Below are 26,998 nucleotides of genomic sequence, written 5' to 3' on the forward strand. Positions count from 1 at the left end.
CGGGGCTAGAAGGTTAGTCCTGCCTGCATGACGAAATGACGAAAGGTTGGCCGAAGGCCGGCCGGAAACAAGAAAGACGATGACGAAGCGAACGGTAATGGTGATGGCCGGCGGCACCGGGGGGCATATCTTCCCGGGCCTGGCCGTGGCGCACGAACTGCAGGCGCGCGGCTGGACGGTGTTCTGGCTCGGCGCCAGCGGCGGCATGGAAACCCGCCTGGTGCCGCAGCACGGCTTCGCCATCGAGACGGTGAAGATCGGCGGCGTGCGCGGCAACGGCCTGAAGCGCTGGCTGCTGCTGCCGTTCACGTTGACGGCGGCGCTGGCCAAGACGCTGGCGGTGATCTTCCGCCGCCGGCCGGACATCGCGGTGGGCTTCGGCGGCTACACCGGCTTCCCCGGCGGGCTGATGAGCCGCTTCCTGTGGAAGCCGCTGGTGATCCACGAGCAGAACTCGGTGGCCGGCCTGACCAACAAACTGCTGGCGCGCATCGCCAACCGCACCTTGTTCGCCTTCCCCGGTGCGTTTCCCGGGCCGAACGGGCTGGTCGGCAACCCGGTGCGTGCCGAGATCGCCAAGGTGCCGGCGCCGGAGCCGCGCTTTGCCGGGCGCAGCGGCCCGCTGCGCGTGCTGGTGGTCGGCGGCAGCCTCGGCGCCAAGGTGTTCAACGACACCCTGCCGCAGGCGCTGGCGCTGATCCCGGCTGAACGGCGGCCGCAGGTGGTGCACCAGGCCGGCGCCAAGCAGATCGAGGCGCTGAAGGACAACTATGCCAAGGCCGGGGTGAGCGCCGATTGCCGCGCCTTCATCGACGACATGGCGGCCGAGTACGCCGCCGCCGACCTGGTGATCTGTCGTGCCGGCGCGCTGACCGTGGCCGAACTGGCCGCGGTCGGGGTGGGCAGCGTGCTGGTGCCGTATCCGCACGCGGTGGACGACCACCAGACCGGCAATGCGCGTTACCTGGCCGACGCGGGCGCGGCGCGGCTGCTGCCGCAAAGCGAACTCAGCGTCGCCGGCCTGGCGGAACTGTTGACGCAACTGACGCGCGAGGACTGTCTGGCGATGGCCAGGAAGGCGCGCCAACTGGCCATCGTCGATGCGGCACAGCGCGTCGCCGACGTGTGCGAAGCCCTGGTACAAGAATGACCGGCCGTTTTCTGGTGAAAGCGGCCCTGACAAGCGAGCAGCAATGAAACACAGAGTCAAACATATTCATTTCGTCGGCATCGGTGGTGTCGGCATGTGCGGTATTGCCGAGGTGCTGCTGAACCTCGGCTACACCGTGTCCGGCTCCGACATGGCGGAGAGCGCTGCCACCAAGCGCCTGGTGGCGCAGGGTGCCGAGGTGCATTTCGGCCATGACGCGGCCTACATGCAGGGCGCCGACGTGGTGGTGACCTCGACCGCGGTCAAGGCCGACAACCCGGAAGTGGTCGAAGCCAAGGCACGCCATATCCCGGTGATTCCGCGCGCCATGATGCTGGCCGAGCTGATGCGCTTCAAGCAGGGCATCGCCATCGCCGGCACCCACGGCAAGACCACCACCACCAGCCTCACCGCCTCGGTGCTGGCGGCGGCCGGGCTCGACCCGACCTTCGTCATCGGTGGCAAGCTGACCGCCGCCGGTACCAACGCCAAGCTGGGCTCGGGCGAATTCCTGGTGGCCGAGGCCGACGAGTCGGACGCCTCGTTCCTGCACCTGGCCCCGGTGATGGCGGTGGTGACCAATATCGACGCCGACCACATGGACACCTACGAGCACAGCTTCGACAAGCTGAAGCAGGCCTTCGTCGACTTCCTGCACCGCCTGCCGTTCTACGGCCGCGCCGTGCTGTGCCTCGACGACGCCAACGTGCGCGAGATCCTGCCGCGTGTCACCAAGCCGGTGACCACCTACGGTTTCTCCGACGACGCCGACGTGCAGGCGGCCAACGTGCGCGCCGTGGGCGGCCAGATGCACTTCGACGTGGTGGCCAGGAACGGCAATCAGCTGCATTTCCCGGTGGTGCTCAACCTGCCGGGGCGGCACAACGTGCTGAACGCGCTGTCGGCCATCGCCATCGGCCTGGAGTGTGGCGCCGACGTGGCATCGATCCAGCAGGGGCTGGCCGAATTCGCCGGCGTCGGCCGGCGCTTCCAGCGCTACGGCGAGGTGGCCTGCCCGTCCGGCGGCCACTTCACCCTGGTCGACGACTATGGCCACCACCCGGTGGAAATGGCCGCCACGCTGGCGGCGGTGCGCGGCGCCTTCCCGACCCAGCGCCTGGTGCTGGCGTTCCAGCCGCACCGTTACACCCGCACCCGCGACCTGTTCGAGGATTTCGTCAAGGTGCTGTCGACGGTGGACGTGCTACTGCTGTCGGAGGTCTACGCCGCCGGCGAGACCCCCATCGTCGCCGCCGACGGCCGCGCGCTGGCCCGTGCCGTGCGCGTCACCGGCAAGGTCGAGCCCTTGTTCATCGAGGCCATCGCCGACCTGCCGCAGGTCATCCTCGACACGGTGCAGGACGGCGACGTGGTGATCACCATGGGGGCCGGCTCGATCGGCGCGGTACCGGGCAAGCTCGCGGCTCAGGCTTGATCGGACCAAGGTATAAAGATGCCCGCCGAGCAGCGGGCGCAGAAGGATAGACGATGAAGCAGTACGGAAAAGTGGCAGTGATGATGGGGGGCACCTCGGCCGAGCGCGAGGTGTCGCTGATGAGCGGCGGCGGGGTGCTCAAGGCGCTGCAGAGCCAGGGCGTGGACGCGCACGCCTTCGACCCGGCCGAGAAGCCGCTCGCCGCGCTCAAGGACGAGGGGTTCGAGCGCGTGTTCATCGCGCTGCATGGCCCGTTTGGCGAGGATGGCACGCTGCAGGGCGCGCTCGAGACCATGGGCATGCCGTACACCGGCTGTGGCGTGATGGCGTCGGCCATCGGCATGGACAAGTGGCGCACCAAGCTGCTGTGGCAGGGCGCCGGGCTGCCGATTCCGGCCTTCGTGCTGCTCGCCGACGACAGCGATTTCGCCGTGGTGGAAGCCCAGCTCGGCCTGCCGCTGTTCGTCAAGCCGGCCACCGAGGGTTCCAGCATCGGCGTCACCAAGGTGAAGCATCCGGGCGAATTGCGTGCCGCCTACGAAGAGGCGCGCCGCTACGACAAGCTGGTGATCGCCGAGGCCTTCGTCGGCGGCGGCGAGTACACCTGCGCCATCATCGGCGACAAGGCGCTGCCGACCATCAAGATCGAACCGGCTACCGAGTTCTACGACTACCAGGCCAAGTATTTCCGCGACGACACGGTGTACCGCTGCCCGTCCGGCCTGAGCGCGGAAGTGGAACAACGCGCGCGCGAACTGGCGCTGACCGCGTTCGAGGTGCTGGGCGGGCGCGGCTGGGGCCGGGTGGATTTCCTGATGGACGAGGCGGGCGGCATCTACCTGCTCGAGGTGAACACCTCGCCCGGCATGACCAGCCACAGTCTGGTGCCGATGGCGGCGCGGGTGGAGGGCTTGAGTTACGAGGAGCTGTGTCTGGCGATTCTGGACATGGCCCATGTGGGATAACCACCGGGCACTCAGGACCCTGGCGAATCTGCTGCTGGGGAGCTCGGTGATGATGGTGCTGTACGCCGCCGGATTCTGGCTCACCCATTCACCGGTGTTTCCGGTGAAGAAGATCCAGATCCAGGGCCAGATGAAGAGGGTGACGCCGGAGCAGTTGCGTTATATCGCCGAGCACGAGTTGCTGGGCACGTTCTTCACACTGAACATCGACAAGACCCGTGCCGCCTTCGGCAAGCTGCCGTGGGTGCGCGAGGCGCAGGTGCGGCGGCAGTGGCCGGACACGCTGCAGATCGAGGTCGAGGAACACGTGGCGATCGCGCGCTGGGGCGAGAACGGCCTGGTGAACAGTCGCGGCGAGTGGTTCGACGCCGCCAGCGACCAGCCGTTGCCGGTGCTGTACGGCCCCGCCGGGGCGCAGAAGGACATGGTCGCCATGCTGGCGGCGCTCAAGCCGGTGTTGCAGCCGGCCGGCCTCAAGCCGCAGCGGCTGTGGCTGTCGCCGCGCCGGGCATGGCGGGTGGAGTTGGATAACGGGGTGCAGGTGGAACTGGGACGCGGCGACGTGGAAAAACGCGCCGGCCTGTTCGCCACCCACTGGAAGGGAACGCTGGCCGCGCTGCCGTACCGCATCGAGAGCGTGGACATGCGTTATCCCAATGGATTCGCCGTGCGGATGCCCGATTACAAGGCACCGCCGGCTCACGGACAGAAGCAATAGCAGTTGGAGCGACAGGTGAGCAAACCGAAAGAAAGCAAGAACATGCTGGTTGGCCTCGACATCGGCACGTCGAAGATCGTGGCGATCGTCGCGGAAGTCCTCGAGGACGGACAGCTCAACATCATCGGCATGGGGCAGACGCCGTCGCGCGGTCTGAAGCGCGGCATGGTGGTTAACATCGAATCCACCGTGCAGGCCATCCAGCGCGCGCTGGAAGAGGCCGAGCTGATGGCCGACTGCAAGATCCACGAGGTGTTTACCGGCATCGCCGGCAGCCACATCAAGAGCGTCAACTCGCATGGCATGGTGGCGATCAAGGACCGCGAGGTGATGCAGATGGACATCGACCGCGTGATCGAAACCGCACGCGCGGTGACCATCCCGCCGGACCATCAGGTGCTGCACATCCTGACCCAGGAATACAGCATCGACGGCCAGGAAGGCGTGCGCGAGCCCTTGGGCATGAGCGGCGTGCGCCTGGAAGCCAAGGTGCACATCGTCACCGGCGCGGTGTCGGCGGCGCAGAACGTCACCAAGTGCGTGCGGCGCTGTGGCCTGGAAACCTCCGACCTGGTGCTGCAGCCGATGGCCTCGGCACTGGCGGTGCTGTCCGAGGACGAGAAGGACCTGGGCGTGTGCCTGATCGACATCGGCGGCGGCACCACCGACATCGCGGTGTACGCCAACGGCGCGATCCGCCACACCGCGGTGATCCCGATCGCCGGCGACCAGATCACCAACGACATCGCCATGGCCTTGCGCACCCCGACCAAGGAGGCCGAGGACATCAAGATCCAGCACGGCGTGGCGCTGGTCAGCCTGGCCGATCCGGGCCAGATGATCGAGGTGCCGGGGGTGGGCGAGCGCGGGCCGCGCCAGATGTCGCGCTCGACGCTGGCCGAGGTGATCGAGCCGCGCGTCGAGGAACTCTTTCAATTGGTGCAGCAGGAACTGCGCCGCAGCGGCTTCGAGGAAATGCTGTCGTCCGGCATGGTACTGACCGGCGGCGCCAGCCTGATGCCGGGCATGGTCGAGTTGGCCGAAGAGGTATTCCACCTGCCGGTGCGCATCGGCGTGCCGAAGTACGTCGGCGGCCTGGCCGAGGTGGTGAAGACACCGCGCTTCTCCACCGGGGTCGGCCTGCTGCTGCACGGCAAGGAGCAGATTCACAGCAGTTACGTGGGAAACAAGACCGAGTCCGCCGGGCTGGGGCAGATGATCTCGCGCATGAAGGCATGGTTTGCCGGCAACTTCTAAGGGCCTAGCCACGTGTGCCGACTGCGGGTCGGCGCGTGGCGGGGCGGGCCGGTGCAGTACGGGCAAGCAGTAAATCGTTTGGGTTAGCTCATCTTTATTGAGGAGAGGGAAATGAGCACGATGGTATTCGAAGTAATGCAGGAGACCGCCCAAGAGGCTGTCATCAAAGTCATCGGGGTCGGCGGCGGCGGATGCAACGCCATCGACAACATGATCGACAACAACGTGCGCGGCGTCGAGTTCATCTGCGCCAACACCGACGCGCAGGCGCTCAAGCGCAACCGCGCTTCGCAGAAGCTGCAGCTGGGCAACAACCTGACCAAGGGTCTGGGCGCTGGCGCCAATCCGGAAGTGGGCCGCAGCGCTGCGCTGGAAGACCGCGAGCGCATCGCCGAGATGCTGCGTGGGTCCAACATGGTGTTCGTCACCGCCGGCATGGGCGGCGGCACCGGCACCGGCGCGGCACCGGTGGTGGCCGAAGTGGCGCGCGAACTGGGCATCCTCACCGTGGGCGTGGTGACGCGTCCGTTCGACCATGAGGGCAAGCGTCAGAAAGTGGCGCAGAACGGCATCGAGGATCTGAAGAAGCACGTCGACTCGCTGATCGTCATCCCCAACGAGAAGCTGATGGAAGTGCTGGGCGAAGACGTCACCATGCGCGAAGCGTTCCGCGCCGCCGACGACGTGCTCAAGGGTGCCGTGGCCGGCATCGCCGAAGTGATCACCTGCCCGGGCCTGATCAACGTCGATTTCGCCGACGTGCGTACCGTGATGGGCGAGATGGGCCTGGCGATGATGGGTTCCGCCTACGCCTCCGGCATCGACCGTGCCCGCGTCGCTGCGGAACAGGCCGTGGCCAGCCCGCTCTTGGACAACATCACGCTGGAAGGCGCGCGCGGCGTGCTGGTGAACATCTCCACCGCCCCGGGCTGCCTGAAGATGAGCGAATACCGCGAGATAATGGGCATCGTGCGTCATTACGCCGACGACGAGGCGCAGATCAAGTTCGGTACCGCCGAAGTGGAAGACATGCCGGAAGACACCATCCGCGTGACCCTGATCGCGACCGGCCTGGGCAGCGCCAAGAAGGCCGCCCCGCGCGAGGAGCGTCCGGAGTACATCAAGATCGTCAAGACCGGCACCGACGACCGCGTCGGCGACTCGCTGAACTACGACGACTTCGATACCCCGGCCATCATGCGCCAGCGCGGCCGTCGCACGCCGACCTCGACCGACTTCTCCAACCCGGAAGTGAGCGAGTCGTATGACATCCCGGCCTTCCTGCGCAAGCAGGCCGACTGATTGTCATAAGCTATCGATGTGGTCCGGGTAATCAATAAAGCGCAGCTTTTCGCTGTGCTAGAATGCTTGCGTCCGGATAGCAGGTAGGAAGTCACTGATGATATTGCAGCGCACGCTACGACAAGCGATTAGCGCCACGGGCGTCGGTTTGCATTCCGGCGAGCGGGTGAAGCTCAGCCTGCTGCCTGCCGCGCCCGACAGCGGGATCGTATTCCGTCGCACCGACTTGCCCGGGTCGGAAGACGTGAAGGTGGATCCCTCGCTGGTGAACGACACGCGCCTCTCCTCCACGCTGGTCACCCCGACCGGCGTGCGTGTCGGCACCATCGAACACCTGATGTCGGCCTTTGCCGGGCTCGGCATCGACAACCTGGTGGTGGAGGTGACCGCCGCGGAAATGCCCATCATGGACGGCTCCGCGGCCCCCTTCATCTACCTCTTGCAGTCCGCCGGCATCGTCGAGCAGGCGGTGCCCAAGCGCTTCATCCGGGTGCTGAAGCCGGTCGAGGTGCGCGACGGCGACAAGTGGGTGCGCCTCGAGCCGTACGACGGCTTCAAGGTCGAGCTCGCCATCGAGTTCAACCATCCTGCGTTCAACCGCGCGCCGCAGACGGTGGAGATCGATTTTTCCCGGCGCTCCTACATCGACGAAATCAGCCGTGCCCGCACCTTCGGCTTCATGCACGAGGTCGAGTACATGCGCCAGCATGGCCTGGGCCTGGGCGGCAGCCTCGACAACGCCATCGTCATCGACGACGAGTACGTGCTCAACCCGGAGGGCCTGCGCTTCCCGGACGAGTTCGTGCGCCACAAGATTCTCGACGCCATCGGCGACCTCTACATCGTCGGTCATCCGCTGATCGCGGCGTTCTCCGGACGCAAGTCCGGCCACGCCCTCAACAACCAGCTGCTGCGTGTCCTGCTCGCCACCCCCGGCGCCTGGGAGTACGTCAGCTTCAGCGACCCCGCCGAGGTGCCGTCGAGCTTCCACCGCCTGCCCGAGGTGGTGTGATGGCGGCCCCGGCCTTGCGGCGGAGCGGGCGCGGCTGATGCTGTGGGTGCTGCGCTTGTGGCTGTACGGCGCCATCCTGGTGCTGGGCTGGGCATTGATCAGCTACGCGCTGACGCGCAACCGCGACTACCTGCACCGCGCCGGCCGGCTGATCCGCTGGTCCGGCCTGTTGGCGGGGGCGATTACCTTCTTCTGGCTGATTGCGCGTTTCTTGCGCTAGCGCCACACTCTCGGCTCCAAGAGCCTGTTTACGATCTCGCGAGCTGGAGCGAGACAAGGCAAAAACGGCTTAGGAAGCGGCCTTTCCACGTGGTAAATGAGCCTTCCGAAGACGTTTTTAACGCCGTATCGCGCGACGCGCAGCAGATCGTAAACAGGTTCTAACCGGCTGCGCCAAGCCTTCGGCCAACCTGGCCGCGCGCTGGCCAGCCCTTTCCATTCCCAGGAGACCCCCGTGTCCGAACTGACCCATTTCGACTCCCAGGGCCAGGCCCATATGGTGGACGTCGGCGCCAAGAGCGAGAGCCGCCGTCGAGCCGTGGCCGAGGGCGTGATTCGCATGCTGCCCGCCACCTTCGCGCTGATCCGCGACGGTGGCCACCAGAAGGGCGACGTGCTGGGTATCGCCCGCATCGCCGCCATCATGGCGTCCAAGCGCACCGCCGACCTGATTCCGCTGTGCCATCCCATCGCGCTGACCCGGGTCGGCACCGAGTTCACCCTGCTCGACGCGGAGTCGGCGGTGCGTCTCGAGGTGACGGCCGAAACCGTCGGCCGCACCGGCGTCGAGATGGAGGCGCTGACCGCGGTCAACGTCGGCCTCCTGACCATTTACGACATGTGCAAGGCGGTGGACCGCGGCATGGAAATCACCGGCGTGCGCCTGCTGGAAAAAGAGGGCGGCAAGTCGGGTCACTGGAAGGCGTGAGATGCGGCTGAAGATTCTGTTGCTGTGGCTCGCGCTGCTGGTCGCGGCACCGCTGGCCGCGGCGGAAGACGCCTGTACCCCCGACACGCCGGTGGGCACGGTGTGCCAGCTGGCGATCGACGCGCTGCACCCGACCCAGCCCGGCATCGGCCTGCTGCAGGTGGAGCAGGACCTGGCCCATCTCGGCAAGAAGCCGCTCGCCAAGCTGCACAAGTACATGCTCAAGAAGCGCATTCCGGTGGTGATCGGGCCGGATGCCGGCTATTACCTGGTGGACGGCCATCACCTGACGCGCGAGCTGTGGACGCTGGGCCAGCGCGAGGTGCCGGTGGTGATCGAGGGGCGCTTGGAGAACCCGGCGACGTTCTGGCCCGAGATGCAGGCGCATCACTGGGCCTGGCTGGCCGACCAGCAGGGGAGGCCGGTGCGCCCCGAGACGCTGCCGCGTCGCATCCAGGACCTGCCCGATTATCCCTACCGTTCGCTGGCGGGGTTTGCCCAGCGTGCCGGGCTGTTCGACAAGCACGACGAGGTCTATTTCGTCGAGTTCGCCTGGGCGCGTTACCTCGGCGAGCGGCTGCACTGGGCGCCGGTGACGCGCGCCACACTGGCGCGGCGCCTGCGCGAAGCCAGCAGGCTGGCGTGCCAGCCGGACGCCGCCGGCCTGCCGGGCTACCCCGGGCGGGCCTGTTCCCAGCCCCAGCCATGAGCAGGCCTGCCGCCCGGCTGCCGCCTCAGTCGTGCAGTTCGGTCAGCTCGGTGCGCTTGGGGTCGGCCTCGCGGCTGACCAGCAGCACCGCGCCCAGGATGAGCAGCCCGCCCAGCGCCTGCGACAGCCCGATCGGCTCGCCCAGCAGCCCCCAGGCCAGCAGCAGGGTGACGACCGGCTCCACCGTGGAGACCAGCGAGGCGCGCGTCGCGCCGATTTTTTCCAGTCCGTTGAGAAACAAGGCCAACGCCGCCACGGTGCAGATCAGCGCCATCATCCCGATCGCCAGCCAGCCGCGCGCCGAGTGCGGCGGCCCCCAACCCTGCCAGGCGCTCTGCAGCGCATAGCTGGCGGCGGCGGACAGGATCACCACGCAGGTCGCGGCGAGTGGGTGGGTGCCGGCGGTGAAGCGGCTGCCGATCAGGATGTAGCAGGAATAGATCAGCGCCGCCCCCAACCCCAGCACCAGCCCGAGCGGGCGCGCCGAGAATTCCAGGCCGATGGTCACCGCGAGGCCGGACAGCGCCAGCAGCAGGGCGATCAGGCGCAGGCGGGTGAGGCGCTCGCCCAGCAGCATCGACAGCAGCAGCACCAGCACCGGGTAGAGGTAGAGCAGCAGTGCCACGGTGCCGGCCGAGGCATGGTTGAGCGCGTTGAAGTAGCACGCCGACATGCCGGCGTAGCCCACCGCGCCCATCACGATCAGCGCCAGCAGCGGACGGCCGGTCGGCCAGGGCAGGCGCTGCAGCGCCACCCAGGGCAGCAGCACCAGGCCGGCGATGACGAAGCGCAGCAGCAGCAGGGTGGTGGTGGAGGTGCCGTCGGCGTAGGCGAAACGGGCTAGGATGGCCATGGTGCCGAAGGCGACGGCGGAAAGCAGGACCTGGATCAGGCCGATCAGCGAGGGAGGCATCGGGGCAGCACGGGGGAAACAACGATCCCGCCATGCTGCCGGTTTTTCAGCGTGCTGTCATGTGGCCGGCCGGCTCAGCGCCACGGCGCCTTGCGCATCAGCGCCACCGCGTCCTCGCCCGTTTTGGGCGCCCAGTTGTCCTGGCACAGGTTTTCGTGCAGGCGGCGGTGCAGCAGATCGCCGTATTCGATGTTGCGCCATACCGGTTTCATCGATTCGATCCAGCGCTTGTTGATGGTGTCGCCGAAGGCGTAGCTGCGGAATTGCTTCTGCCGGCACTGCAGGCCTTCCGCGCTGAGGTTGACCGCGCCGGACGGGCTCACCACCTTGACCACGTAGCGCACCAGTTGCGTATCCGCCACGTTGACGCTCTTGGCGTCGACAAAGTACTGGTTCTGCAGCGTGTGGTGCACGAAGAAACCGACCCAGTCGGCGTCGGCCGGGTAGGCGGGCAGGGTGTAGCTGCCTTCTTCCCACGGTTTCTCGTCGTCGAAGGCGTAGGTCGAATACTTGTGCTCGTAGTCGCCGGCATGGGCGCCGGCGGCAAGCGTGCCGGCGCTCAGCGCCAGCAACGTGATCAGTCGTTTCAAAGGGGTCTCCTGGGGGACTGGAGCGGGCGCAGGCTGTAGTGCCGGCGGCCGGCCTCGCGGCCGGCCATGCTCCAGGTCAATTCCGAAAAGTGTACATCGCCGCGCCCGGCCACGGTCAACAGCATGGAGCTGCGCGTGCCGTAGTCGCGGTCGTGGATGAAGATCGGGGCGAGCCGCTTTTCCATGGCCAGCCCGACCCCGCTGTTGGGCAGCTGCTCCACCGGCGGCATGTGGTCGTCGGCCAGCCAGCGGAAGGCCTCGACCTCGGAGGGCGGGCGGGGCAGGCCGCGCAGGGCTTCGGCCAATCTTTGCGCCTTGGGCCAGGGCGTGTCCAGCGTGGCGTTGGACAGGGTGTGGATGCCCGGGGTGAGACGGGTGAGGCGGGCGCCGCGGCTGTGGAAGTGGTAGAGGTCGTCGAGTTGGCCGAACAGCAGGTTGAACGGGGCGTAGCGGCCGTGCTCGGCCTTGAGCCAGGCGGCGAACGCCAGCGCGCTGTCCTCGCCGGTGACGAAGCGTGCCACCAGTTCGCCGCGCGTGCGCTCGCCGCGACGCGCCAGGCCCTCGCGGATATTGGTGATGGCGGCGAAGCGGCCGCGCTTGTCGAGCGCCAGCCAGCTGCCGCCCGCCTGCAGATCGCGTCCGCCCAGCGTGTCCGGATGTTCCGGCGCCCACCAGTCGAGCGGCGCCGACGGGCGCGCGTAGTATTCGTCACGGTTGGCGAGCAGCACCAGCGGGCCGAGGGCGGGGGTCTTGTAGGCGAAGGCGATCAGGCACATGGCGGGAATCCGTAGCGGCGGGCGCGGTGCCGAAGCGCTGGATCCGGCGGAACCAGGCTTGGGGCCGTGCCCAACACGGCGTAAAATGAGCGGATTATTGTAACGTGAATGGCGCGGAGAAGCCGCTATGCAGCCAGACAGACTGATCGACCTTTCCGGACTGAATTGTCCGCTCCCCATCCTGCGCTCGAAGAAGGCCCTGGCCGAGATGGACAGCGGCACGGTGCTGGAGGTGATCGCCACCGATCCCGGGGCGCCCAAGGACTTCGAGGCGTTCTGTCGCCAGACCGGCAACGCGCTGCTGGCTTCGGAAACCACGGCGGAAGGCAAGTTCCGCATGGTGATCCGCCGCAAGTGAGCGCTGCCGCCCCGTCGCTACCCTGACCCCCCCCGCGTCCGGCGCCAGAGAAGGCCGGACCCGACCGAGAAAGACCTGCCCGTGAAGCTGACCCTGACCCGCCCCGATGACTGGCACCTGCACGTACGCGACGACGTCGCGCTGGCGGCGGTGCTGCCCGATACCTGTCGCCAGATGGGCCGCGCCATCATCATGCCCAACCTCAAGCCGCCGGTGACCACGGTGGAGGCCGCCGCCGCCTACCGCGAGCGCGTGCTCGCCGCGCGTCCCGCCGGCAGCGCCTTCGAGCCGCTGATGACGCTGTACCTGACCGACAACACCTCGGCCGAGGAAGTGCGCAAGGCCAAGGCCAGCGGCTTCGTGCACGGCGTCAAGCTGTACCCGGCCGGCGCCACCACCAACTCCGACGCCGGCGTCACCAGCATCGACAAGGCCATGCCGGCGCTTGAGGCGATGGCCGAGATCGGCCTGCCGCTCTTGGTGCACGGCGAAGTCACCGACCCGGCGGTGGACGTGTTCGACCGCGAGGCGGTGTTCATCGAGCGCGTGTTCCAGCCGCTGCTGGCGCGCCTGCCGCAGCTGAAGGTGGTGTTCGAGCACATCACCACCAAGGACGCCGCCGAGTACGTCGCCGCCGCGCCGGCCAACGTCGCCGCCACCATCACCGCGCATCACCTGCTGATGAACCGCAACGCCCTCTTCGTTGGCGGCATCCGTCCGCATCACTACTGCCTGCCGGTACTGAAGCGCGAACTGCATCGCCAGGCGCTGGTGAAGGCCGCCACCTCGGGCAGCGCCAAGTTCTTCCTCGGCACCGACAGCGCGCCGCACGCCCGCCACACCAAGGAGAACAGCTGCGGCTGCGCCGGCATGTACACCGCCAACGCTGCCATCGAGCTCTACGCCGAGGCGTTCGAGGCCGCCGATGCGCTGGACCAGCTGGAGGGTTTCGCCAGCTTCCACGGCCCGGCGTTCTACGGCCTGCCGCGCAACGCCGACACCATCACGCTGGTGAAGGAGAGCTGGACCGTGCCCGCCAGCCTGCCTTACGGCGACCAGGAGCTGGTGCCGCTGCGTGCCGGCGAGAGCATCGGCTGGAAGCTGCTCTGAGCGCTTTCCCTTCCGCTGCCCCCCCTGAAACCCGGACGTGTCCGGGTTTTTTTATGCCTGTCACGAGTGCAGCCGAAATGAACCATACTGTGCTTATCAATACCGGCAACTCACGCGGGGTGAGCATTCACGATGCGCGTTCGGGTTTATATGGCGCTGGCCTTGCTGCTGGCCGCTGCATGCGGCCGCGAGCCGGCGGGCAAGGCGGCGGGCGACGGCGACAAACCGGCGCTCAACATCAGCACGCTGACGGTGGTGCCGCGCGAGCTGGACGAGACGCTGCGCGTGTATGCCGAAGTCGAGGCCGCGGTGGCGCCGGAGGTGGCGGCCGAGGTCAGCGGGCAGGTCACCGCGGTGCTGGTGGAGGAAGGGCAGGCGGTGACGGCGGGCCAGCCGCTGGCGCGGCTCGATGCCGCCAATCTCGTCGATGCCCGGCGCATGGCCAACGCCGAGGTCGAACGCCTGCAGGCGCTGGTGATGCAGCAGATGTCGCAGGTCAAGCGCGACAGCATGCTGGTCGAGCGGGGCTTCATCTCGCCCTCGGCGATGGAGTCGTCGTCGTCGGCGCTGGCCGCGCTGCAGCAGCAGCTGGCCGCGGCCGAGGCGGCCGCCGCGATCAAGGCGCGCGACGCCGGCAAGGCGGTGATCGTGGCGCCGCTCTCCGGGCAGCTGGAGGCGCGCCTGGTCAACGTCGGCGATTTCGTCGGCGTCGGCAAGGTCTTGTTCCGCATCAACGCCAGCGGCGCGCGCCGCGTCCGGCTGGCGGTCGGCGGCGAAGCCGGCCAGCGCCTGCAGCCTGGGCAGGCGCTGCGCCTGAGCGATGGCACGCGCCAGCGCGAGGTCAGGTTGAGCGAGGTGCGCGCCGGCTTCGACGTCGCCAGCCGCGCCCGCGTCGCCTACGCGCCGTTGCCGGGCGACACCGCGTGGCGCGTCGGCGATGCCCTCGACGGCGAGCTGACGTTGGCCGAAAAGACCGCGCTGGCGGTGCCGCTGCCGGCGCTTGTCGAGCGGCCCAAGGGGGTGGTGGTGTACGTGGTGCAGAAGGGGAAGGCGCGCGAACGGGCGGTCGCCACCGGGCTGCAAGCCGGCGACTGGGTCGAGATCGTCTCCGGCCTCAAAGCGGGGGAGACGGTGGCGGTGGACGGCGCCGGATTCCTGAGCGACAAGGCCCGCGTCAAGCCGACGGGCACGGCTGACGCTCAGGCGCCAGCCTCGGGCGGAGGGTAAGCCAGGTGCGCCTGATCGAACTGTTCGTGCGGCGCCATGTGCTGGCCTTCGTGCTGTCGGCGGTGGTGGTGCTGTTCGGCGTGGTGGCCTACCAGCGCATCGGGGTGGACCGCTACCCGGCGATCGAGCAGCCGGTGCTGACCGTGAGCACCCGCCTGCCCGGCGCCTCGCCCGAGGTGATCGATCAGAGCGTGACCCAGGTCATCGAGGCCGCGGTCAACGGCATACCGGGTGTCGACATCCTGGATTCCACCTCCTACACCGGGCGTTCCTCGGTGACCATCCTGTTTGATCTCGACAAGGACATCAACGTCGCCTTCGCCGAGGTGCAGAGCAAGATCGAGCAGGTGCGGCGCAACCTGCCCGAGCAGGCGGAATCGCCGGTGATCAGCAAGACCGACGACAACGCCTCGCCGATCCTGTTCCTGGCGCTGACCGGCGACCGCACCGAGCGCGAGCTCTACCTGTTCGCCAACAATGTGCTGAAGAAGCAGCTGGAAACCATCGACGGCGTCGGCGAGGTCGGCATCCGCGGGCGGGGCGAGCGGGTGATCCGGGTCGAGCTCGACCCGGTGCAACTGGCCGCCTATAAGCTGACCGCCAAGGAAGTGCAGACCGCCTTCGCGCGCGAGCACCGCCAGGAAGCCGGCGGCTACCTCACCGACGGCCCGCGCGAATACCTGGTCGACCTCGACCAGGAATTTCACAGCGTGTCGGCGCTCAAGGGGCTGGTGATCGGTTGGTACGGCCAGGCGCCGGTCAAGCTGGGCGACGTGGCGCGGGTGATCGACGGCGAGGCCGACGTGCGCGCCCTGAGCCGTTTCAACCATCAGCCCTGCGTTACCATCGGCATCGTGCGTATCCCCAACACCAATACCGTGGCCATCGTCGATGCGGTGCTGAAGCGGCTCGACACCCAGATCCGGCCGACGCTGCCGCCCGGGCTGCGGCTCGACATTGCCGGCAACTCGGCCGATTTCATCCGCGAGATGGTGCGCGCGCTGCAGGAGCACCTGCTGGAAGGCACGCTGCTGGCGGCGCTGGTGGTGTGGGTGTTCCTGCGCAACTGGCGCGCCACGCTGATCGTGGCGCTGGCGATCCCGGTGTCGCTGCTGGGCGCCGTCGCGGTGATGTATTTCCTCGGCTATACCTTCAACGCCATTTCGCTGCTGGCGCTGCTGCTCCTGATCGGGGTGGTGGTGGACGACGCCATCGTGGTGCTGGAGGCGATCCACCGCCGCGAGGAAAACGGCGAGGACCCGGTGCCGGCGGCGATCCATGGCGCGCGCGAGGTGGTGTTCGCGGTGGTGGCCGCCACCCTGGCGCTGGTGGCGATCTTTCTGCCGGTGGTGTTCCTGTCGAGCACCGTCGGCCGCCTGTTCAACACCTTCGCCGTGGTGGTGTCGTGCGGGGTGCTGGTGTCGCTGCTGGTGGCGGTGACGCTGACGCCGATGCTGTGTTCGCGCTTTCTCAAGGCCCAGCCGCGTCACGGCCGGGTGTTCCGCGGTTTCGAGCAGGTGTTCGAGGGCCTGGAGCGGATCTACAAGGTGATGCTGTCGTGGGCGCTGCATCACCCCTGGAGCGTGCTCGTCGCGGCCATGCTGCTGGTGGTGGCCGGGCTGACCTCGCTGAGCCAGCTCAAGGTCGAGTTCTATCCCAAGGAGGACGAAGGGCGCTTCCAGATGTCGGTGAAGGTCCCGGTCGGCGCGAGCCTGGCGTACAACGACGACCGAACCCGTCTGATCGAGAAAAAACTGGCCCAGATTCCCGAAGTGGACGCGGTGCTGGCGGTGGTCGGCGGCTTCAGCGGGCGCAACGCCTACGATACGCGCCTGGTGGTCAGGCTCAAGCCGCGCGCCGAACGGCGGCACAGCCAGGACGCGGTGATGAAGGATGCGCGCAAGAAGGCGCGCAGCGTGCCGGGGGTCAAGGTCACCGCCTATCCCTACCCGCGTGCCGGGGAGAGCAGCGGCGGCCAGTTCAAGTTCAACGTGGTGGGACCGAACCTGGACGAGGTCGGGCGGCTGGCGGACGACTTCGCCAATCACCTGGCCCGCTACCCGGCGCTCGGCAGCTTCGACCGCCGCGCCGAAAACCGCCTGCCGAAGCTGACGCTGGCGATACGGCACGAAGCGGCGGCGCGCGCCGGACTGTCCACGGCCGACCTGCTGGATGCGCTCAACCTGCTCACCAGCAGCGCCAAGATCGGCAATTTCTCCGACGGGGACGGCGAGCGCTACGAGGTGCGGCTGCAGGCCGCGGACTACGCCTTGAGCCGGCCGCAGGATCTGGAGGCGGTGTATCTGCGCAACGCCAGCGGCACGCTGGTGCCGCTCTCCAGCGTGGCGCAGGTGCAGCACCGTCTCGGCCCGACCCAGATCAGCCGCATGGGACAGATGTACTCGGTGGGGCTGGCCAGCTCGCCCGATCTGCCGCTGGCCGACGCCATGCAACTGGTGCGCCGCGAGGCGGCAACGTTCCTGCCGCCGGGCTACCGCATCGAGTTCCTCGACGAGGCGCGCGAGCTTGACCGCACCGGCGGCGAGCTGGTGTCGGTGTTCGTACTGGCGTCGCTGATGCTCTACCTGATCCTCGCCGCCCAGTTCAACAGCTTCCGCCAGCCGGCCCTGATCATGTTGGCCGAACCGCTGGCGCTGGTGGGCGGCCTCTTGGCGCTGTGGCTGACGGGGCAGACCCTCAACGTCTACTCGGTGATCGGGCTGGTGCTGCTGATCGGGCTGGTGGCCAAGAACGGCATCCTGCTGGTGGATATCACCAACCAGTACCACGTGCAGGGGCTGACCGTGGACGAGGCCCTGCGCGTGAGCTGCCCGATCCGGCTGCGCCCTGTGTTGATGACCACGCTCACCGTGATCCTGGCGATGCTGCCCGCCGCGCTCGGCCTCTCCGCGGGGGCGGAAACCAACGGTCCGTTGGCGGTGGCGGTGATCGGCGGGCTGATCTTCTCCACGGTCCTGACGCTGTTGATCATTCCCTGCGGCTACCTGTTGCTGGAGCGGCACGGGCTACGGCGCTGAGGCATGCCGGAGGGGGCGCCCCGGCTTTTGTATGCCGGACGCCACGTATTGCAGCTTGAAATGTGAAGCGTTCCCAAACACTGGCATGATAACGGTGTCCAGGGGGTGGCGGGGAAACGTCGGGCATGAAAGCGAGTTGGTACGTTTGGGTACTGCTGTGCGGGCTGTTTGCCGGGCCGGCCGCGACCGCGGCCGAGCTGCACGTCGCGGTCGGTTTGGCCAAGCCGCCGTATGTGGAAGAGGGCGGGCAGAGCGGGATGGAAGTGGAGATCGTGCGCGCGGCCTTGCAACAGGCCGGTTTCCAGCCGGTATTCGAGGCCTACCCGCAGGCGCGCGGGCTGATGCTGCTGCAAAGCGGCCGCGTCGACGCCATGCTGACGCTGGCGCCGGATACCCCGGTCGAGGCCTTTCGCTCGGCGCCGGTGTTGTATTACCGTAACCGCGCCATCGTGCTCAAGTCATCCGGCATCCGGCTGGAGCACCTCGCCGACCTGGCGCGCTACAGCGTGGCGGGGTTTCAGAACGCCCGGCTGCTGCTGGGGCCGGAGTTCACCGCGGTGATGGCCCGCCATCCGCGCTACGTCGAGCTTGCCGATCAGCAAATCCAGAACCGCCTGCTCTACCTGCACCGGGTCGAGGTGGTGGTGGGCGACAGCCTGGTGTTTCATCAGAATAATCGCGCGCTGGGGACGCGTCTCGACACCTCGGCGGAGCTGGCCGAGTTCGATCTCTTTCCGCCGTCGCCGCGCTCGGTCGGCTTCCTGCGCGAGGAGCAGCGCGACGCCTTCGATCGTGCACTGAAGGCGCTGCAGCGCAGTGGCGAGGTGGCGCGCATCGTGGCGCGCTACCGCGCCGCCTACGGTTTCGATTGAGCCGCACCGCGCGGCTGGGCGACATCAGCCTGTCCGGCGTGCGGCCCACCTCCCCCCCTCCTACCGCTAGATGTTGCCTACGGCCGTGCTGGCCGTGATCGCGCGCAATTTATGACAAAGTCTTTACCTGGGATGGCCGCCAGCGTAGTATTCGCCTGCTTTTAAATGACAAATGGTTTTTTAGGAATGAAAAAACTCGCTCTGGCGGTGCTTGCCGCCACCGTCCTGTCGGCCCAGGCACAGGCCTTCGACCTCGGTTCCATGATCAGCGCCGGCACCGATTTGATGAAATCGGCCACCCTCAGCGACGCCGACGTGAAGATGCTGGCCAGCGAATCCAGCGTGGCGCTGGACAAGAAGAGCCAGGTGGCGTCGGCCTCCAGCCCCTACGCCAAGCGCCTGGCCAAGATGGTCAAGGGGCTGGACAGCGAGGACGGCACCAAGCTCAACTTCAAGGTCTATCTGACCAAGGACGTCAACGCCTTCGCCATGGCCGACGGCACCGTCCGCGTCTACAGCGGGTTGATGGACAAGATGAGCGACGACGAAGTGCGCTTCGTCATCGGTCATGAGATCGGTCACGTCAAGCTCGGCCACACCAAGAAGGCGATGCAGCTGGCCTACGCCTCCTCGGCGGCACGCAAGGCGGCGGCCGGCAGCGGCAACGCGGTGGCGGCCGAACTGTCCTCCTCCGAGCTGGGCGCGTTTGCCGAGGCCGTGGCCAATGCCCAGTTCTCGCAGTCGCAGGAAAGCGATGCCGACAGCTACGCCATCGGCTTCCTCAAGCGCCACAACTACAATGTGCAAGGCGGCCCGGCCGCGCTGCGCAAGCTGGCCGAGCTGTACGGCAACGACAGCAGCCTGCTGTCCAGCCATCCGGCGCCGGGCGACCGCGCGGCGAAACTCGACAAGCAGCTGCAGGGCCAGTAAGTCGGATTCTGTCACCAGCAAAAACGCCCTGCTTTGCAGGGCGTTTTTCATGGTTGGCCGAAGCGGCTCAGGCTTTGCGCGCCGGCTTGGCCAGCGCCTTCAGCGCGTGGGCGGCGGCGGCGAGGCCGAAGCTGGCAGTGACCGCCATGCTGGCGCCGAAGCCGGCGCAGGACAGCCCCTGCGGGCCGCGCTCGCCGAGGTCGCAACTGGGCGCGTCGGGGTAGACCAGCTGTTCGGTGGAGAACACGCAGGGCACGTGCAGCTTCTTGCCCGGCTCGCGCGCGAAGCCGTGGTGGCGGCGCAGGTTGTAGCGCAGCTTGGCGAGCAGCGGGTCGTAGGTGACCTCGCCCAGGTCGGCGACGCGGATCTGCGTCGGGTCCATCTGGCCGCCGGCGCCGCCGGAGACGATGAAGGGCTGGCGCCGTTTCACGCACCAGGCCGCCATGGCGGTCTTCACGCGCAGGTTGTCGATGGCGTCGATGACGAAGTCGTAGCCCCGTCCCAGCATGTCTTCCAGATTGCCTTCCTCGACGAACTCCTCGATCTCGATGACCTCACAGGCCGGGTTGATGGCGCGCACCCGTTCCGCCAGCACGCTGACCTTGGCGCGGCCGTAGTGCGGGTCGAGCGCAGGGAGCTGGCGGTTGGTGTTGGATTCGGCGACGTTGTCGAGATCGATCAGGGTCAGCTTGCCGACGGCGCTTCTGGCCAGCGCCTCGACGGCCCACGAGCCGACGCCGCCGACGCCGATCACGCAGACGTGGGCGTGGCGGAAGCGTTCCAGCGCCGCCGCGCCGTAGAGGCGGGCGATGCCGCCAAAGCGGCGGTCGAGATCGGCATCGGGCGGGTTCATCAACATCTCCGGGGCAGGCGTCAAAGCGGCGAAGGATACTGCATGTGGGGCCGATGGACCAGCCACGGCCAGGGTACGGCGTGGCGCGGTCGACCGTTCAGGATGTTACGGTCTCGTTATCCATCAGGTAGTCGGCGAAACGCATGATCACCGCCCGCGGCTGGCTGCGTTTCCACACCAACAGGGTGGGGGCGCGCGCTGTCGCGGGGGGGAGGCGGTGGCGTGCCAGCGCGGCCTGGCCGGCGTACTGGTCGAGCAGTTTTTCCGGCACCAGCGCCACGCCCATGCCGGCGGCGGCGCAGCCGAGCATGGCGTGGTAGGAAGAGAGCTCGACCTGGCGCTGCGGCAGGCGGCCGGCGCCGGCGAACCAGTCTTCCAGGCGCTGGCGGTAGCCGCAGCCGGGCTGGAATGCCAGCAGGGTGTCGTGGGCGACGTCGCGGGCGTCGCGCACCGGCGGGTGGTCGAGCGCCGTCACCAGCACCAGCTCCTCCACGCCGATGAGGCGGCTGTCGAGCCGGGGATCGAGCTCGCCGCCCGCCGGTTCGGCCACCAGCGCCGCGTCCACCTCGCCGCGCAGCACGCGCTGGCACATCGGCAGCGAGGGGCCGGTGGAGAGTTCCAGCTCGACCTCGGGGTAGTCGCGGTGGAAGCGGCTGAGCGGCAGCGGCAGCCGGGTGGCGGCGGTGTTTTCCATCGAGCCCAGGCGGAAGCGGCCGGCCAGACGCTGCCCGGCCAGGTCGTCGCGCGCGGCAGCGGCCAGCCCGAGCAGCTGGCGGGCGTAGCCCAGCAGGCGTTCGCCATCGGCGGTGAGCACCAGCTGGCGCCCCTCGCGCTCGAACAGGTCGACACCCAGGTCCTGTTCCAGCTTGCGGATGCGGGTGGTGATGTTGGACTGCACGCGGTGCAGCCGCTCGGCGGCGCGGGTGACGCCGCCGGCTTCCACCACGGTGCAGAATACGGTGAGGTCGGAAAGATCCATCTCGATACGAGAACGGTTAAGAAGTAATTATTCATTTTACCGCATGGCCGCCGTCGCGCTACCTTGTCGTGCATGAACAGGGTGCAGGAGGGGGAGATGCGTCGCGGAATGCTGTTTGCCATGTTGGCCGTGCTGATCTGGAGCGGCTTCATCGTGGTGTCGCGGCTGGGCGGCCGGAGCGCGCTGACGCCGTACGACATGGTGGCGCTGCGGTTCGGCGTCGGCGCCGTGCTGCTGCTGCCGCTGTGGGCGTGGCGCCGCACCCGGCTGCTGGACGGGCGGCTGCTGCGTCTCGGGCTGATCGGCGCGCTGGGCTACGCGCTGCTGGCGTACTGGGGCTTCCGGCTGTCGTCGGCGCTGCACGCGGCGGTACTGTTGCCGGGCCTGCTGCCGTTCCTGGTGCCGCTGTGGTTGTGGCGGCTGCAGGGCGAGCTGCCGGAGCGGGCCAAGCTGGTCGGGCTCGGCCTGATTGCCGCTGGTGTCGGCTGCGTGGCAGTGGAGAATTTCGCCGGCGCGGCGAGCGGCTGGGGCGATCTGCTGCTGGTCGGTTCGGCGCTGTGCTGGGCCTGGTACAGCGTGACGGTGCGGCGCTACGCCATCCACCCGATCGACGCCACCATCGGCAGCGCGCTGTGGGCGGCGCTGTGCTTCATGCCGGTCTATTGGCTGGTGCTGCCGTCCGGCTTGGCCGCTGCCCCGTTCGGCGCCATCCTGCTGCAGGCGTTCTACCAGGGCGCGCTGGCGGTGGTGGTAACCATGCTGCTCTACCTGTACGCTGTCGAGCACATCGGCGCGGCGCGCATGGGGGCGATGATGGCGCTGGTGCCGGCCTTGTCCGGCGTGCTGGCGCTGTGGCTGCTGGCGGAACCGTTGTCGGGCTGGCTGCTGGCCGGACTGGTGCTGAGCAGCGCCGGCGCCTGGCTGGCGGTCCGTCCCCCGTCGTTTTTATCCACAAGGAGCTTTGCATGCCTTACGTCAACATCAAGATTACCCGCGAGGGAGCCACGGCCGAGCAGAAGGCCGAACTGATCCGCGGCGCCACCCAGCTGCTGGTCGACGTGCTGGGCAAGAACCCGGCCACCACCGTGGTGGTGATCGACGAGGTCGACACCGACAACTGGGGCATCGGCGGCGAGACGGTGACGCAGCGGCGCGCGGCCGGGCAGTAGGGATTGCGGCTGGCGCTCGCCGGCTCGGCTGCTATCCTTCTAGGTGAGCCTGTCAAGAACGGCACCGACGTTCCGCTGGCGGCTCGTCCCTCCGTTCCCAACGTGGAGACAGACCCATGAAGCAGCAGCCGAGTTTCGACATCGACCTCGACAAACACTACAACCCCACCGTGGTCATCGCCTGCACCCAGTGTGGCCATGAAACGCGCCAGCATCTCGATACCCTGGCTCCGGACCAGGCCGCCGCCTTGCGTTGCGACTGCGGCGCCGACATTTCGCTGGACAGCACCGCGCTGGACAAGGCGCACCGCCTGGCGGCCGACATCAAGCAATCCTACCGTATCCATTAGAAGGACCCGACAAGCACTCGCAGCGAGAACCTTCCGGTTCTGACAGCCGGCATGCGATGCTGGCACAATCAGGCAAGAGCCTGACTGAGAATTCGTTTCGACGGCGGCCACGAGTCGCCGTCGGTCATTTCACGAGCCGATTCCAGTAGCGAGCGAGCCCCTGCAGGAGGTGCGCCGTCGACGCTGTTAGGATGGGGGCGCAACGCGCAACCCGTCGCTCGATGGCGATGGGTGCCGGCACCGATGGAGCAAGGGTGCCTTCACCCATCCTGTGCGCCCTCACGATGCGAGGGGCGGCCGTCTCATGGCATCGGCTCAGAGGGGATACCATGCAGTGGATTGATGTACGCAGCGACACCGTGACCCAGCCGACACCGGCGATGCGCCAGGCGATGTTCGACGCCGTGGTGGGCGACGACGTCTACGGCGACGACCCGACGGTGCAGGAACTGGAACGCGCGGCGGCCGAACGTCTCGGCAAGGAGGCGGCGCTGTTCGTGCCCAGCGGCAACTTCGGCAACCAGCTGGCGCTGTTGACGCACTGTCGGCGCGGCGACGAGGTGATCCTGGGCGACGACTGCCACATCGTCTGGCACGAGACCGGCGGGGCGGCGGTGATCGCCGGGGTGCAGTTGCGCACCATCGCCAGCCCGGATGGGGTGCTCAGCGCCGCCGAGGTGGCGAAGCGCATCCGTGTCGGCGACGACATCCACCATCCGCACACCGGGCTGATCTGCCTGGAGAACGCCCACAGCAACGGCCGGGTGATTCCGCTCGCGGCGATGCAGGCGGTGGCCGAAGTGGCCGCTGCGCACGGCGTGCCGGTGCACCTGGACGGCGCGCGCGCGTTCAACGCGGCGACCTATCTCCAATGCGACGTGCGCGACATCACGCGCCACGCCGACACCGTGATGGTGTGCCTGTCCAAGGGGTTGGCGGCACCCGTGGGCTCGATCCTGGCCGGTCCCGCCGGGTTCATCGCCCGTGCACGGAAGAACCGCAAGCTGATGGGCGGCGGCTGGCGCCAGGCCGGCGTGCTGGCGGCGCCGGGGCTGATCGCGCTCACCGAGATGAGCCAGAGGTTGGCCGAAGACCACGCCAACGCGCGCTACCTGGCCGAGCGGCTGGCAACGCTGCCGGGGGTGACGGTCGACCTCGCCAGCGTCGAGATCAACATGGTGTGGTTCCGCCTGGCCGACTCGGTCGACGTGGCGCGCCTGATGGCGACGCTCACCGAGGCCGGCATCAAGGCCAACCCGCCCGAGGCCGGCATGATGCGCATCGTGACGCACTGGCAGGTCGGCCGCGCCGAGGTCGAGCGCGTGCTGGCGGCGCTGCAGCAGGCCCTGGTGGGCTGAGTGTTCCGCCGCTCCTCGCCGGCCGGGAGGCGCTGGCGAGGAGCCAGCGCCGCTATACATCCTCGGCAAGGCCGCTTTGCCGCCTGCCCGAACCTTATTCCGGAGTGTGCCATGCGCCCTGTTCTTGTCGGTCTTGTTCTGATGGCGAGCGTCTCGCTGGCCGCTGCGGCCGAGACCTTGGAAAGCGTTTCGCCCCGTGACGGGGTCGCCCAGCGTTTCCTGCTGCTCAAGCCGGAAGGACCGCCGCTGGCCAGCCTGATTCTGTTCACCGGGGGCGATGGCAATCTCAAGCTGTCCGACGATGGCCGGCTCGGCAGCGGCGCCGGCAACTTCCTGGTGCGCACCCGTGCCCGCTGGGCGGCGCAGGGCTTCACGGTGGCGGTGGTGGATGCCCCGTCCGATCATGCCGCGGAGGGCCTGGCGGGGGATTTCCGCGGCACGCCGGCGCACGCCCAGGATATGGCGGCCGTGATCGACTTCCTGCGTCGGCAGGCCGACGTGCCGGTCTGGCTGGTCGGCACCAGTCGCGGCACCACCTCGGCCGCCTCGGTCGCGATCAAGCAACGGGACAAGGTGGACGGCCTGGTACTGACCTCCAGCATCGACCATGGCCGCGGCAATCTGGCGGATTTCAATTTGCAGCGGGTGACCCAGCCGGTCTTGCTGGTCCAGCACCAGCGCGACGAGTGCCAGGAAAGCCGGCTGGACAACCTGCAGCCGGTGGTGGACAAGCTGACGGCGGCCCAGGCCAAGGAACTGATCGTGGTGGACGGCGGCAATAACCGTGGCGACCCGTGCCAGCCCTGGGCCTGGCACGGTTACAACGGCATCGAGGACCAAGTGGTGTCCCGGGCCGGCGCCTGGATCAAGGGGCATCTGGCCCGGTAGCGGCATTTGGCGGCAAGGGCGCGGGGTGCTACCCTCGGCCCCATTGCAACCTTCGGCCAACCCGACATGCCCGACCACGATCCCCACCGCTGGCTGGAAAGCCTCGACAGCCCCGACGTCACCCGCTGGGTGGAGGCGCAGAACGAACGCACCCGCGCGCAGCTCGACGCCGACCCGCGCTTTGTCCCGCTCGCCGCCGACATCCTCGCCACCCTGCGCGACACGCGCCAGATTCCGTTCTTCGCCGAGCACGCCGGCTGGCTCTACAACTTCCACCAGGACGAAGCCCACCCGCGCGGCGTCTACCGCCGCACCACGCTGGCCGCCTACCGTGCCAACGCACAGGACTGGCACACCGTGCTCGACCTCGACGCGCTGGCTGCGGCGGAGGAGGTCGACTGGTATCTCGACGGCGTGTCGCACTACACGCTGCAACCGACGCGCGTGCTGCTGAGCCTGACCCCGGGCGGCTCCGACGCCACCGTGACGCGCGAGTACGACCTCGAGGCGCAGGCCTTCGTCGCCGGCGGCTTCGCCTTCCCCTACGGCAAGAACCACATCGCCTGGCGCGACCTCGACAGCGTGTTCGTCTGCCCGGCCTGGGAAGACGAGCAGCTGAGCCGCGCCGGCTACCCGCGCGAGGTGTGGCTGCTCGAGCGCGGCCAGGGCTGGGACGCCGCCGTGCCGCTGCTCAAGCTGCCCGAAGACGCCATGATGGCGGCCGCCTGGCGCTTCCTCGACGCGGATGCGACGCCGTTCGACATCGTCGAGGCCTCCGACTCGTTCTACAGCAAGACCTACTACCATGTCGCCGCCGACCGCACGCTGACCGCCTTGCCCTTGCCGCCGAAAAGCGAGATCGAGGCCTATAGCCACGGCGACCTGATCGTCAAGCTGGCCGACGACTGGAACGTGCACGGGCAGCAGTACGCCGCCGGCAGCCTGCTGGCGGTGGCCTGCGACGCGGCGACCGGGCAAGTGGGGCGCATCGCCGCCCTGTTCGAGCCGGGCGAGCGCCAGTCGGTGGAAATGGTCGAGGCCACGCTCAACCTGCTCGCGGTGATCGTCCTCGACAACGTCAAGAGCCGGCTCGTCACGCTGCGCCGCGCCGGCGGCGAGTGGCAGCAATGCGCCAACCCGCTGCCGCAGGACGGCGTGATCGAGTTCGCCGACCAGCCGTGGCAGAGCGACGTGCTCTACTACAGCTACAGCGACTTCCTCACCCCGGCCGGGCTGTACCGCATCGACCTCGGCGGCGATACGGCACCCGAGGTGCTGCGCCAGCAGCCGGCAGCGTTCGACGCCAGCGCCTTCGTCGCCGAGCAGTGGCACGCCGCCGCGCCCGACGGCACCGCCATTCCCTACTTCGTGGTGCGCCTGCGCAACCTGCCGTTCGACGGCCAAGCGCCGACGCTGCTGTACGGCTACGGCGGCTTCGAAGTGCCGATGATGCCGTACTACATGGACAACTTCGGCCCGCAGTGGCTGGAGAAGGGCGGCGTGTTCGCGGTGGCCAACATCCGCGGCGGCGGCGAGTTCGGCCCGGCCTGGCACCAGGCGGCGCAGGGCGTGAAGCGCGCGGTCAGCTTCGACGACTTCGCCGCGGTGGCGGAAGACCTGATCGCGCGCGGCGTCACCTGCCCGCGCCGGCTCGGCATCGAGGGCGGCAGCAACGGCGGCCTCCTGGTCGGCGCCTGCATGGTGCGCCGTCCCGAGCTGTTCCACGCCGTGGTGTGCGAAGTGCCGCTGCTCGACATGCTGCGCTACACCGAGTTGTTGGCCGGCGCCAGCTGGATCGACGAATACGGCGACCCGGAAGATCCGGAAACGCGCGCGCAGCTCGCCGCCTACTCGCCCTACCACCAGGTGAGCCCCGAGGCGCGCTACCCGCTGGCGCTATTCACCACCAGCGCCAAGGACGACCGTGTGCACCCGGCGCACGCGCGCAAGATGGTGGCCAGGTTGGCCGAACACGGCCACGACGCGCTGTTCATCGAGACCGACGCCGGCGGCCACAGCGGCAACACCGGTCAGCAGCAGACCGCGGCCGAACTGGCGCGCGTGCTGGTGTACCTGTACCGCCAGCTAATGGATTGAGGATAAACCTGCTG

At 68.1% G+C, this 26,998-nt stretch carries 27 protein-coding genes; 22 read left to right on the forward strand and 5 right to left on the reverse strand.

All coding sequences use genetic code 11. The features are described 5' to 3' along the window. The first annotated feature begins 79 nt into the window (after positions 1-79). The 10 genes from murG to NH8B_RS00865 all read left to right on the forward strand — a co-directional run bounded on the left by murG (position 80) and on the right by NH8B_RS00865 (position 9,476). Positions 80-1,150: an undecaprenyldiphospho-muramoylpentapeptide beta-N-acetylglucosaminyltransferase gene (murG, locus tag NH8B_RS00820; RefSeq protein ID WP_232503509.1), complete on the forward strand. Its 1,071-nt coding sequence runs from the start codon at positions 80-82 to the stop codon at positions 1,148-1,150. A 43-nt stretch (positions 1,151-1,193) separates the two neighbouring features. Next, complete coding sequence (gene murC, locus NH8B_RS00825) at positions 1,194-2,585, forward strand: UDP-N-acetylmuramate--L-alanine ligase (RefSeq protein ID WP_014085622.1); 1,392 nt, start codon at positions 1,194-1,196, stop codon at positions 2,583-2,585. Between the two features lie 53 nt (positions 2,586-2,638). Continuing rightward, a complete protein-coding gene (locus NH8B_RS00830) occupies positions 2,639-3,550 on the forward strand; it encodes a D-alanine--D-alanine ligase (RefSeq protein ID WP_014085623.1) in 912 nt (303 codons plus the stop codon). After that, positions 3,540-4,268 carry a cell division protein FtsQ/DivIB gene (locus NH8B_RS00835; protein WP_014085624.1) on the forward strand — a complete coding sequence of 243 codons (729 nt, stop codon included), beginning with the start codon at positions 3,540-3,542 and terminating at the stop codon, positions 4,266-4,268. The genes NH8B_RS00830 and NH8B_RS00835 overlap by 11 nt, the downstream gene beginning before the upstream one ends. Before the next feature lie 42 nt (positions 4,269-4,310). Further along, the gene (gene ftsA, locus NH8B_RS00840; RefSeq protein ID WP_232503556.1) at positions 4,311-5,525 is read left to right on the forward strand and encodes a cell division protein FtsA; all 1,215 of its coding nucleotides are present in this window, start codon (positions 4,311-4,313) and stop codon (positions 5,523-5,525) included. Between the two features lie 111 nt (positions 5,526-5,636). Beyond that, positions 5,637-6,827, forward strand: coding sequence for a cell division protein FtsZ (gene ftsZ, locus NH8B_RS00845; protein WP_008954708.1), 1,191 nt, complete (start codon positions 5,637-5,639; stop codon positions 6,825-6,827). Between the two features lie 100 nt (positions 6,828-6,927). Next, positions 6,928-7,839, forward strand: coding sequence for a UDP-3-O-acyl-N-acetylglucosamine deacetylase (lpxC, locus tag NH8B_RS00850; protein ID WP_041703213.1), 912 nt, complete (start codon positions 6,928-6,930; stop codon positions 7,837-7,839). Between the two features lie 37 nt (positions 7,840-7,876). Further along, positions 7,877-8,059: a hypothetical protein gene (locus NH8B_RS00855; protein WP_008954710.1), complete on the forward strand. Its 183-nt coding sequence runs from the start codon at positions 7,877-7,879 to the stop codon at positions 8,057-8,059. A 234-nt stretch (positions 8,060-8,293) separates the two neighbouring features. Further along, the gene (moaC, locus tag NH8B_RS00860) at positions 8,294-8,767 is read left to right on the forward strand and encodes a cyclic pyranopterin monophosphate synthase MoaC (RefSeq protein WP_008954711.1); all 474 of its coding nucleotides are present in this window, start codon (positions 8,294-8,296) and stop codon (positions 8,765-8,767) included. Position 8,768: 1 nt separating this feature from the next. Next, positions 8,769-9,476 (forward strand): ParB-like protein, encoded by a 708-nt coding sequence (locus NH8B_RS00865; protein WP_014085627.1) that lies wholly within the window; start codon positions 8,769-8,771, stop codon positions 9,474-9,476. 25 nt (positions 9,477-9,501) lie between these two features. Here the strand turns inward: NH8B_RS00865 and NH8B_RS00870 are convergent, their stop codons facing one another. The 3 genes from NH8B_RS00870 to NH8B_RS00880 form a co-directional block, all read right to left on the reverse strand. Further along, complete coding sequence (locus NH8B_RS00870) at positions 9,502-10,389, reverse strand: DMT family transporter (RefSeq protein WP_014085628.1); 888 nt, start codon at positions 10,387-10,389, stop codon at positions 9,502-9,504. Between the two features lie 74 nt (positions 10,390-10,463). After that, positions 10,464-10,979 carry a CNP1-like family protein gene (locus tag NH8B_RS00875; RefSeq protein ID WP_014085629.1) on the reverse strand — a complete coding sequence of 172 codons (516 nt, stop codon included), beginning with the start codon at positions 10,977-10,979 and terminating at the stop codon, positions 10,464-10,466. After that, positions 10,976-11,755 (reverse strand): NRDE family protein, encoded by a 780-nt coding sequence (locus tag NH8B_RS00880; RefSeq protein ID WP_041702777.1) that lies wholly within the window; start codon positions 11,753-11,755, stop codon positions 10,976-10,978. The genes NH8B_RS00875 and NH8B_RS00880 overlap by 4 nt, the downstream gene beginning before the upstream one ends. Positions 11,756-11,882: 127 nt before the next feature. On the opposite strand from NH8B_RS00880, the gene NH8B_RS00885 reads away from it, so the two are divergent. From NH8B_RS00885 to NH8B_RS00910, 6 genes are all read left to right on the forward strand, one after another. Further along, a complete protein-coding gene (locus NH8B_RS00885; protein WP_008954716.1) occupies positions 11,883-12,113 on the forward strand; it encodes a sulfurtransferase TusA family protein in 231 nt (76 codons plus the stop codon). 81 nt (positions 12,114-12,194) lie between these two features. Continuing rightward, positions 12,195-13,223: a dihydroorotase gene (gene pyrC, locus NH8B_RS00890; RefSeq protein ID WP_014085631.1), complete on the forward strand. Its 1,029-nt coding sequence runs from the start codon at positions 12,195-12,197 to the stop codon at positions 13,221-13,223. 132 nt (positions 13,224-13,355) lie between these two features. Next, positions 13,356-14,450, forward strand: a complete 1,095-nt coding sequence (locus NH8B_RS00895) for an efflux RND transporter periplasmic adaptor subunit (protein WP_041702778.1) — start codon at positions 13,356-13,358, stop codon at positions 14,448-14,450. Positions 14,451-14,455: 5 nt separating this feature from the next. After that, entirely contained in the window at positions 14,456-17,488 is a 3,033-nt protein-coding gene (locus NH8B_RS00900) for an efflux RND transporter permease subunit (RefSeq protein WP_014085633.1), read from the forward strand. Between the two features lie 125 nt (positions 17,489-17,613). Then, the gene (locus NH8B_RS00905; RefSeq protein WP_014085634.1) at positions 17,614-18,360 is read left to right on the forward strand and encodes a substrate-binding periplasmic protein; all 747 of its coding nucleotides are present in this window, start codon (positions 17,614-17,616) and stop codon (positions 18,358-18,360) included. 186 nt (positions 18,361-18,546) lie between these two features. Further along, the gene (locus NH8B_RS00910; RefSeq protein ID WP_014085635.1) at positions 18,547-19,290 is read left to right on the forward strand and encodes a M48 family metallopeptidase; all 744 of its coding nucleotides are present in this window, start codon (positions 18,547-18,549) and stop codon (positions 19,288-19,290) included. 67 nt (positions 19,291-19,357) lie between these two features. On the opposite strand, the gene NH8B_RS00915 is transcribed toward NH8B_RS00910, so the two are convergent. Next, the gene (locus NH8B_RS00915) at positions 19,358-20,143 is read right to left on the reverse strand and encodes a tRNA threonylcarbamoyladenosine dehydratase (protein ID WP_014085636.1); all 786 of its coding nucleotides are present in this window, start codon (positions 20,141-20,143) and stop codon (positions 19,358-19,360) included. A 97-nt stretch (positions 20,144-20,240) separates the two neighbouring features. Then, entirely contained in the window at positions 20,241-21,122 is an 882-nt protein-coding gene (locus NH8B_RS00920; protein ID WP_014085637.1) for a LysR family transcriptional regulator, read from the reverse strand. Positions 21,123-21,218: 96 nt separating this feature from the next. On the opposite strand from NH8B_RS00920, the gene NH8B_RS00925 reads away from it, so the two are divergent. From NH8B_RS00925 to NH8B_RS00950, 6 genes are all read left to right on the forward strand, one after another. Further along, complete coding sequence (locus NH8B_RS00925) at positions 21,219-22,151, forward strand: DMT family transporter (protein ID WP_041702780.1); 933 nt, start codon at positions 21,219-21,221, stop codon at positions 22,149-22,151. After that, the gene (locus NH8B_RS00930; protein WP_014085639.1) at positions 22,088-22,291 is read left to right on the forward strand and encodes a 2-hydroxymuconate tautomerase family protein; all 204 of its coding nucleotides are present in this window, start codon (positions 22,088-22,090) and stop codon (positions 22,289-22,291) included. The genes NH8B_RS00925 and NH8B_RS00930 overlap by 64 nt, the downstream gene beginning before the upstream one ends. A 116-nt stretch (positions 22,292-22,407) precedes the next feature. Then, the gene (locus NH8B_RS00935) at positions 22,408-22,641 is read left to right on the forward strand and encodes a hypothetical protein (protein WP_008954724.1); all 234 of its coding nucleotides are present in this window, start codon (positions 22,408-22,410) and stop codon (positions 22,639-22,641) included. A 329-nt stretch (positions 22,642-22,970) separates the two neighbouring features. Further along, complete coding sequence (gene ltaE / locus NH8B_RS00940; RefSeq protein ID WP_014085640.1) at positions 22,971-23,999, forward strand: low-specificity L-threonine aldolase; 1,029 nt, start codon at positions 22,971-22,973, stop codon at positions 23,997-23,999. Between the two features lie 111 nt (positions 24,000-24,110). Continuing rightward, the gene (locus tag NH8B_RS00945; protein WP_041702781.1) at positions 24,111-24,887 is read left to right on the forward strand and encodes an alpha/beta hydrolase; all 777 of its coding nucleotides are present in this window, start codon (positions 24,111-24,113) and stop codon (positions 24,885-24,887) included. A gap of 66 nt (positions 24,888-24,953) precedes the next feature. After that, on the forward strand, positions 24,954-26,984 hold the full coding sequence (locus tag NH8B_RS00950) for a prolyl oligopeptidase family serine peptidase (protein ID WP_014085642.1): 2,031 nt from the start codon (positions 24,954-24,956) through the stop codon (positions 26,982-26,984). Positions 26,985-26,998 lie beyond the last annotated feature (14 nt).

This window comes from Pseudogulbenkiania sp. NH8B (genome assembly GCF_000283535.1).
Taxonomy (GTDB): domain Bacteria; phylum Pseudomonadota; class Gammaproteobacteria; order Burkholderiales; family Chromobacteriaceae; genus Pseudogulbenkiania; species Pseudogulbenkiania ferrooxidans.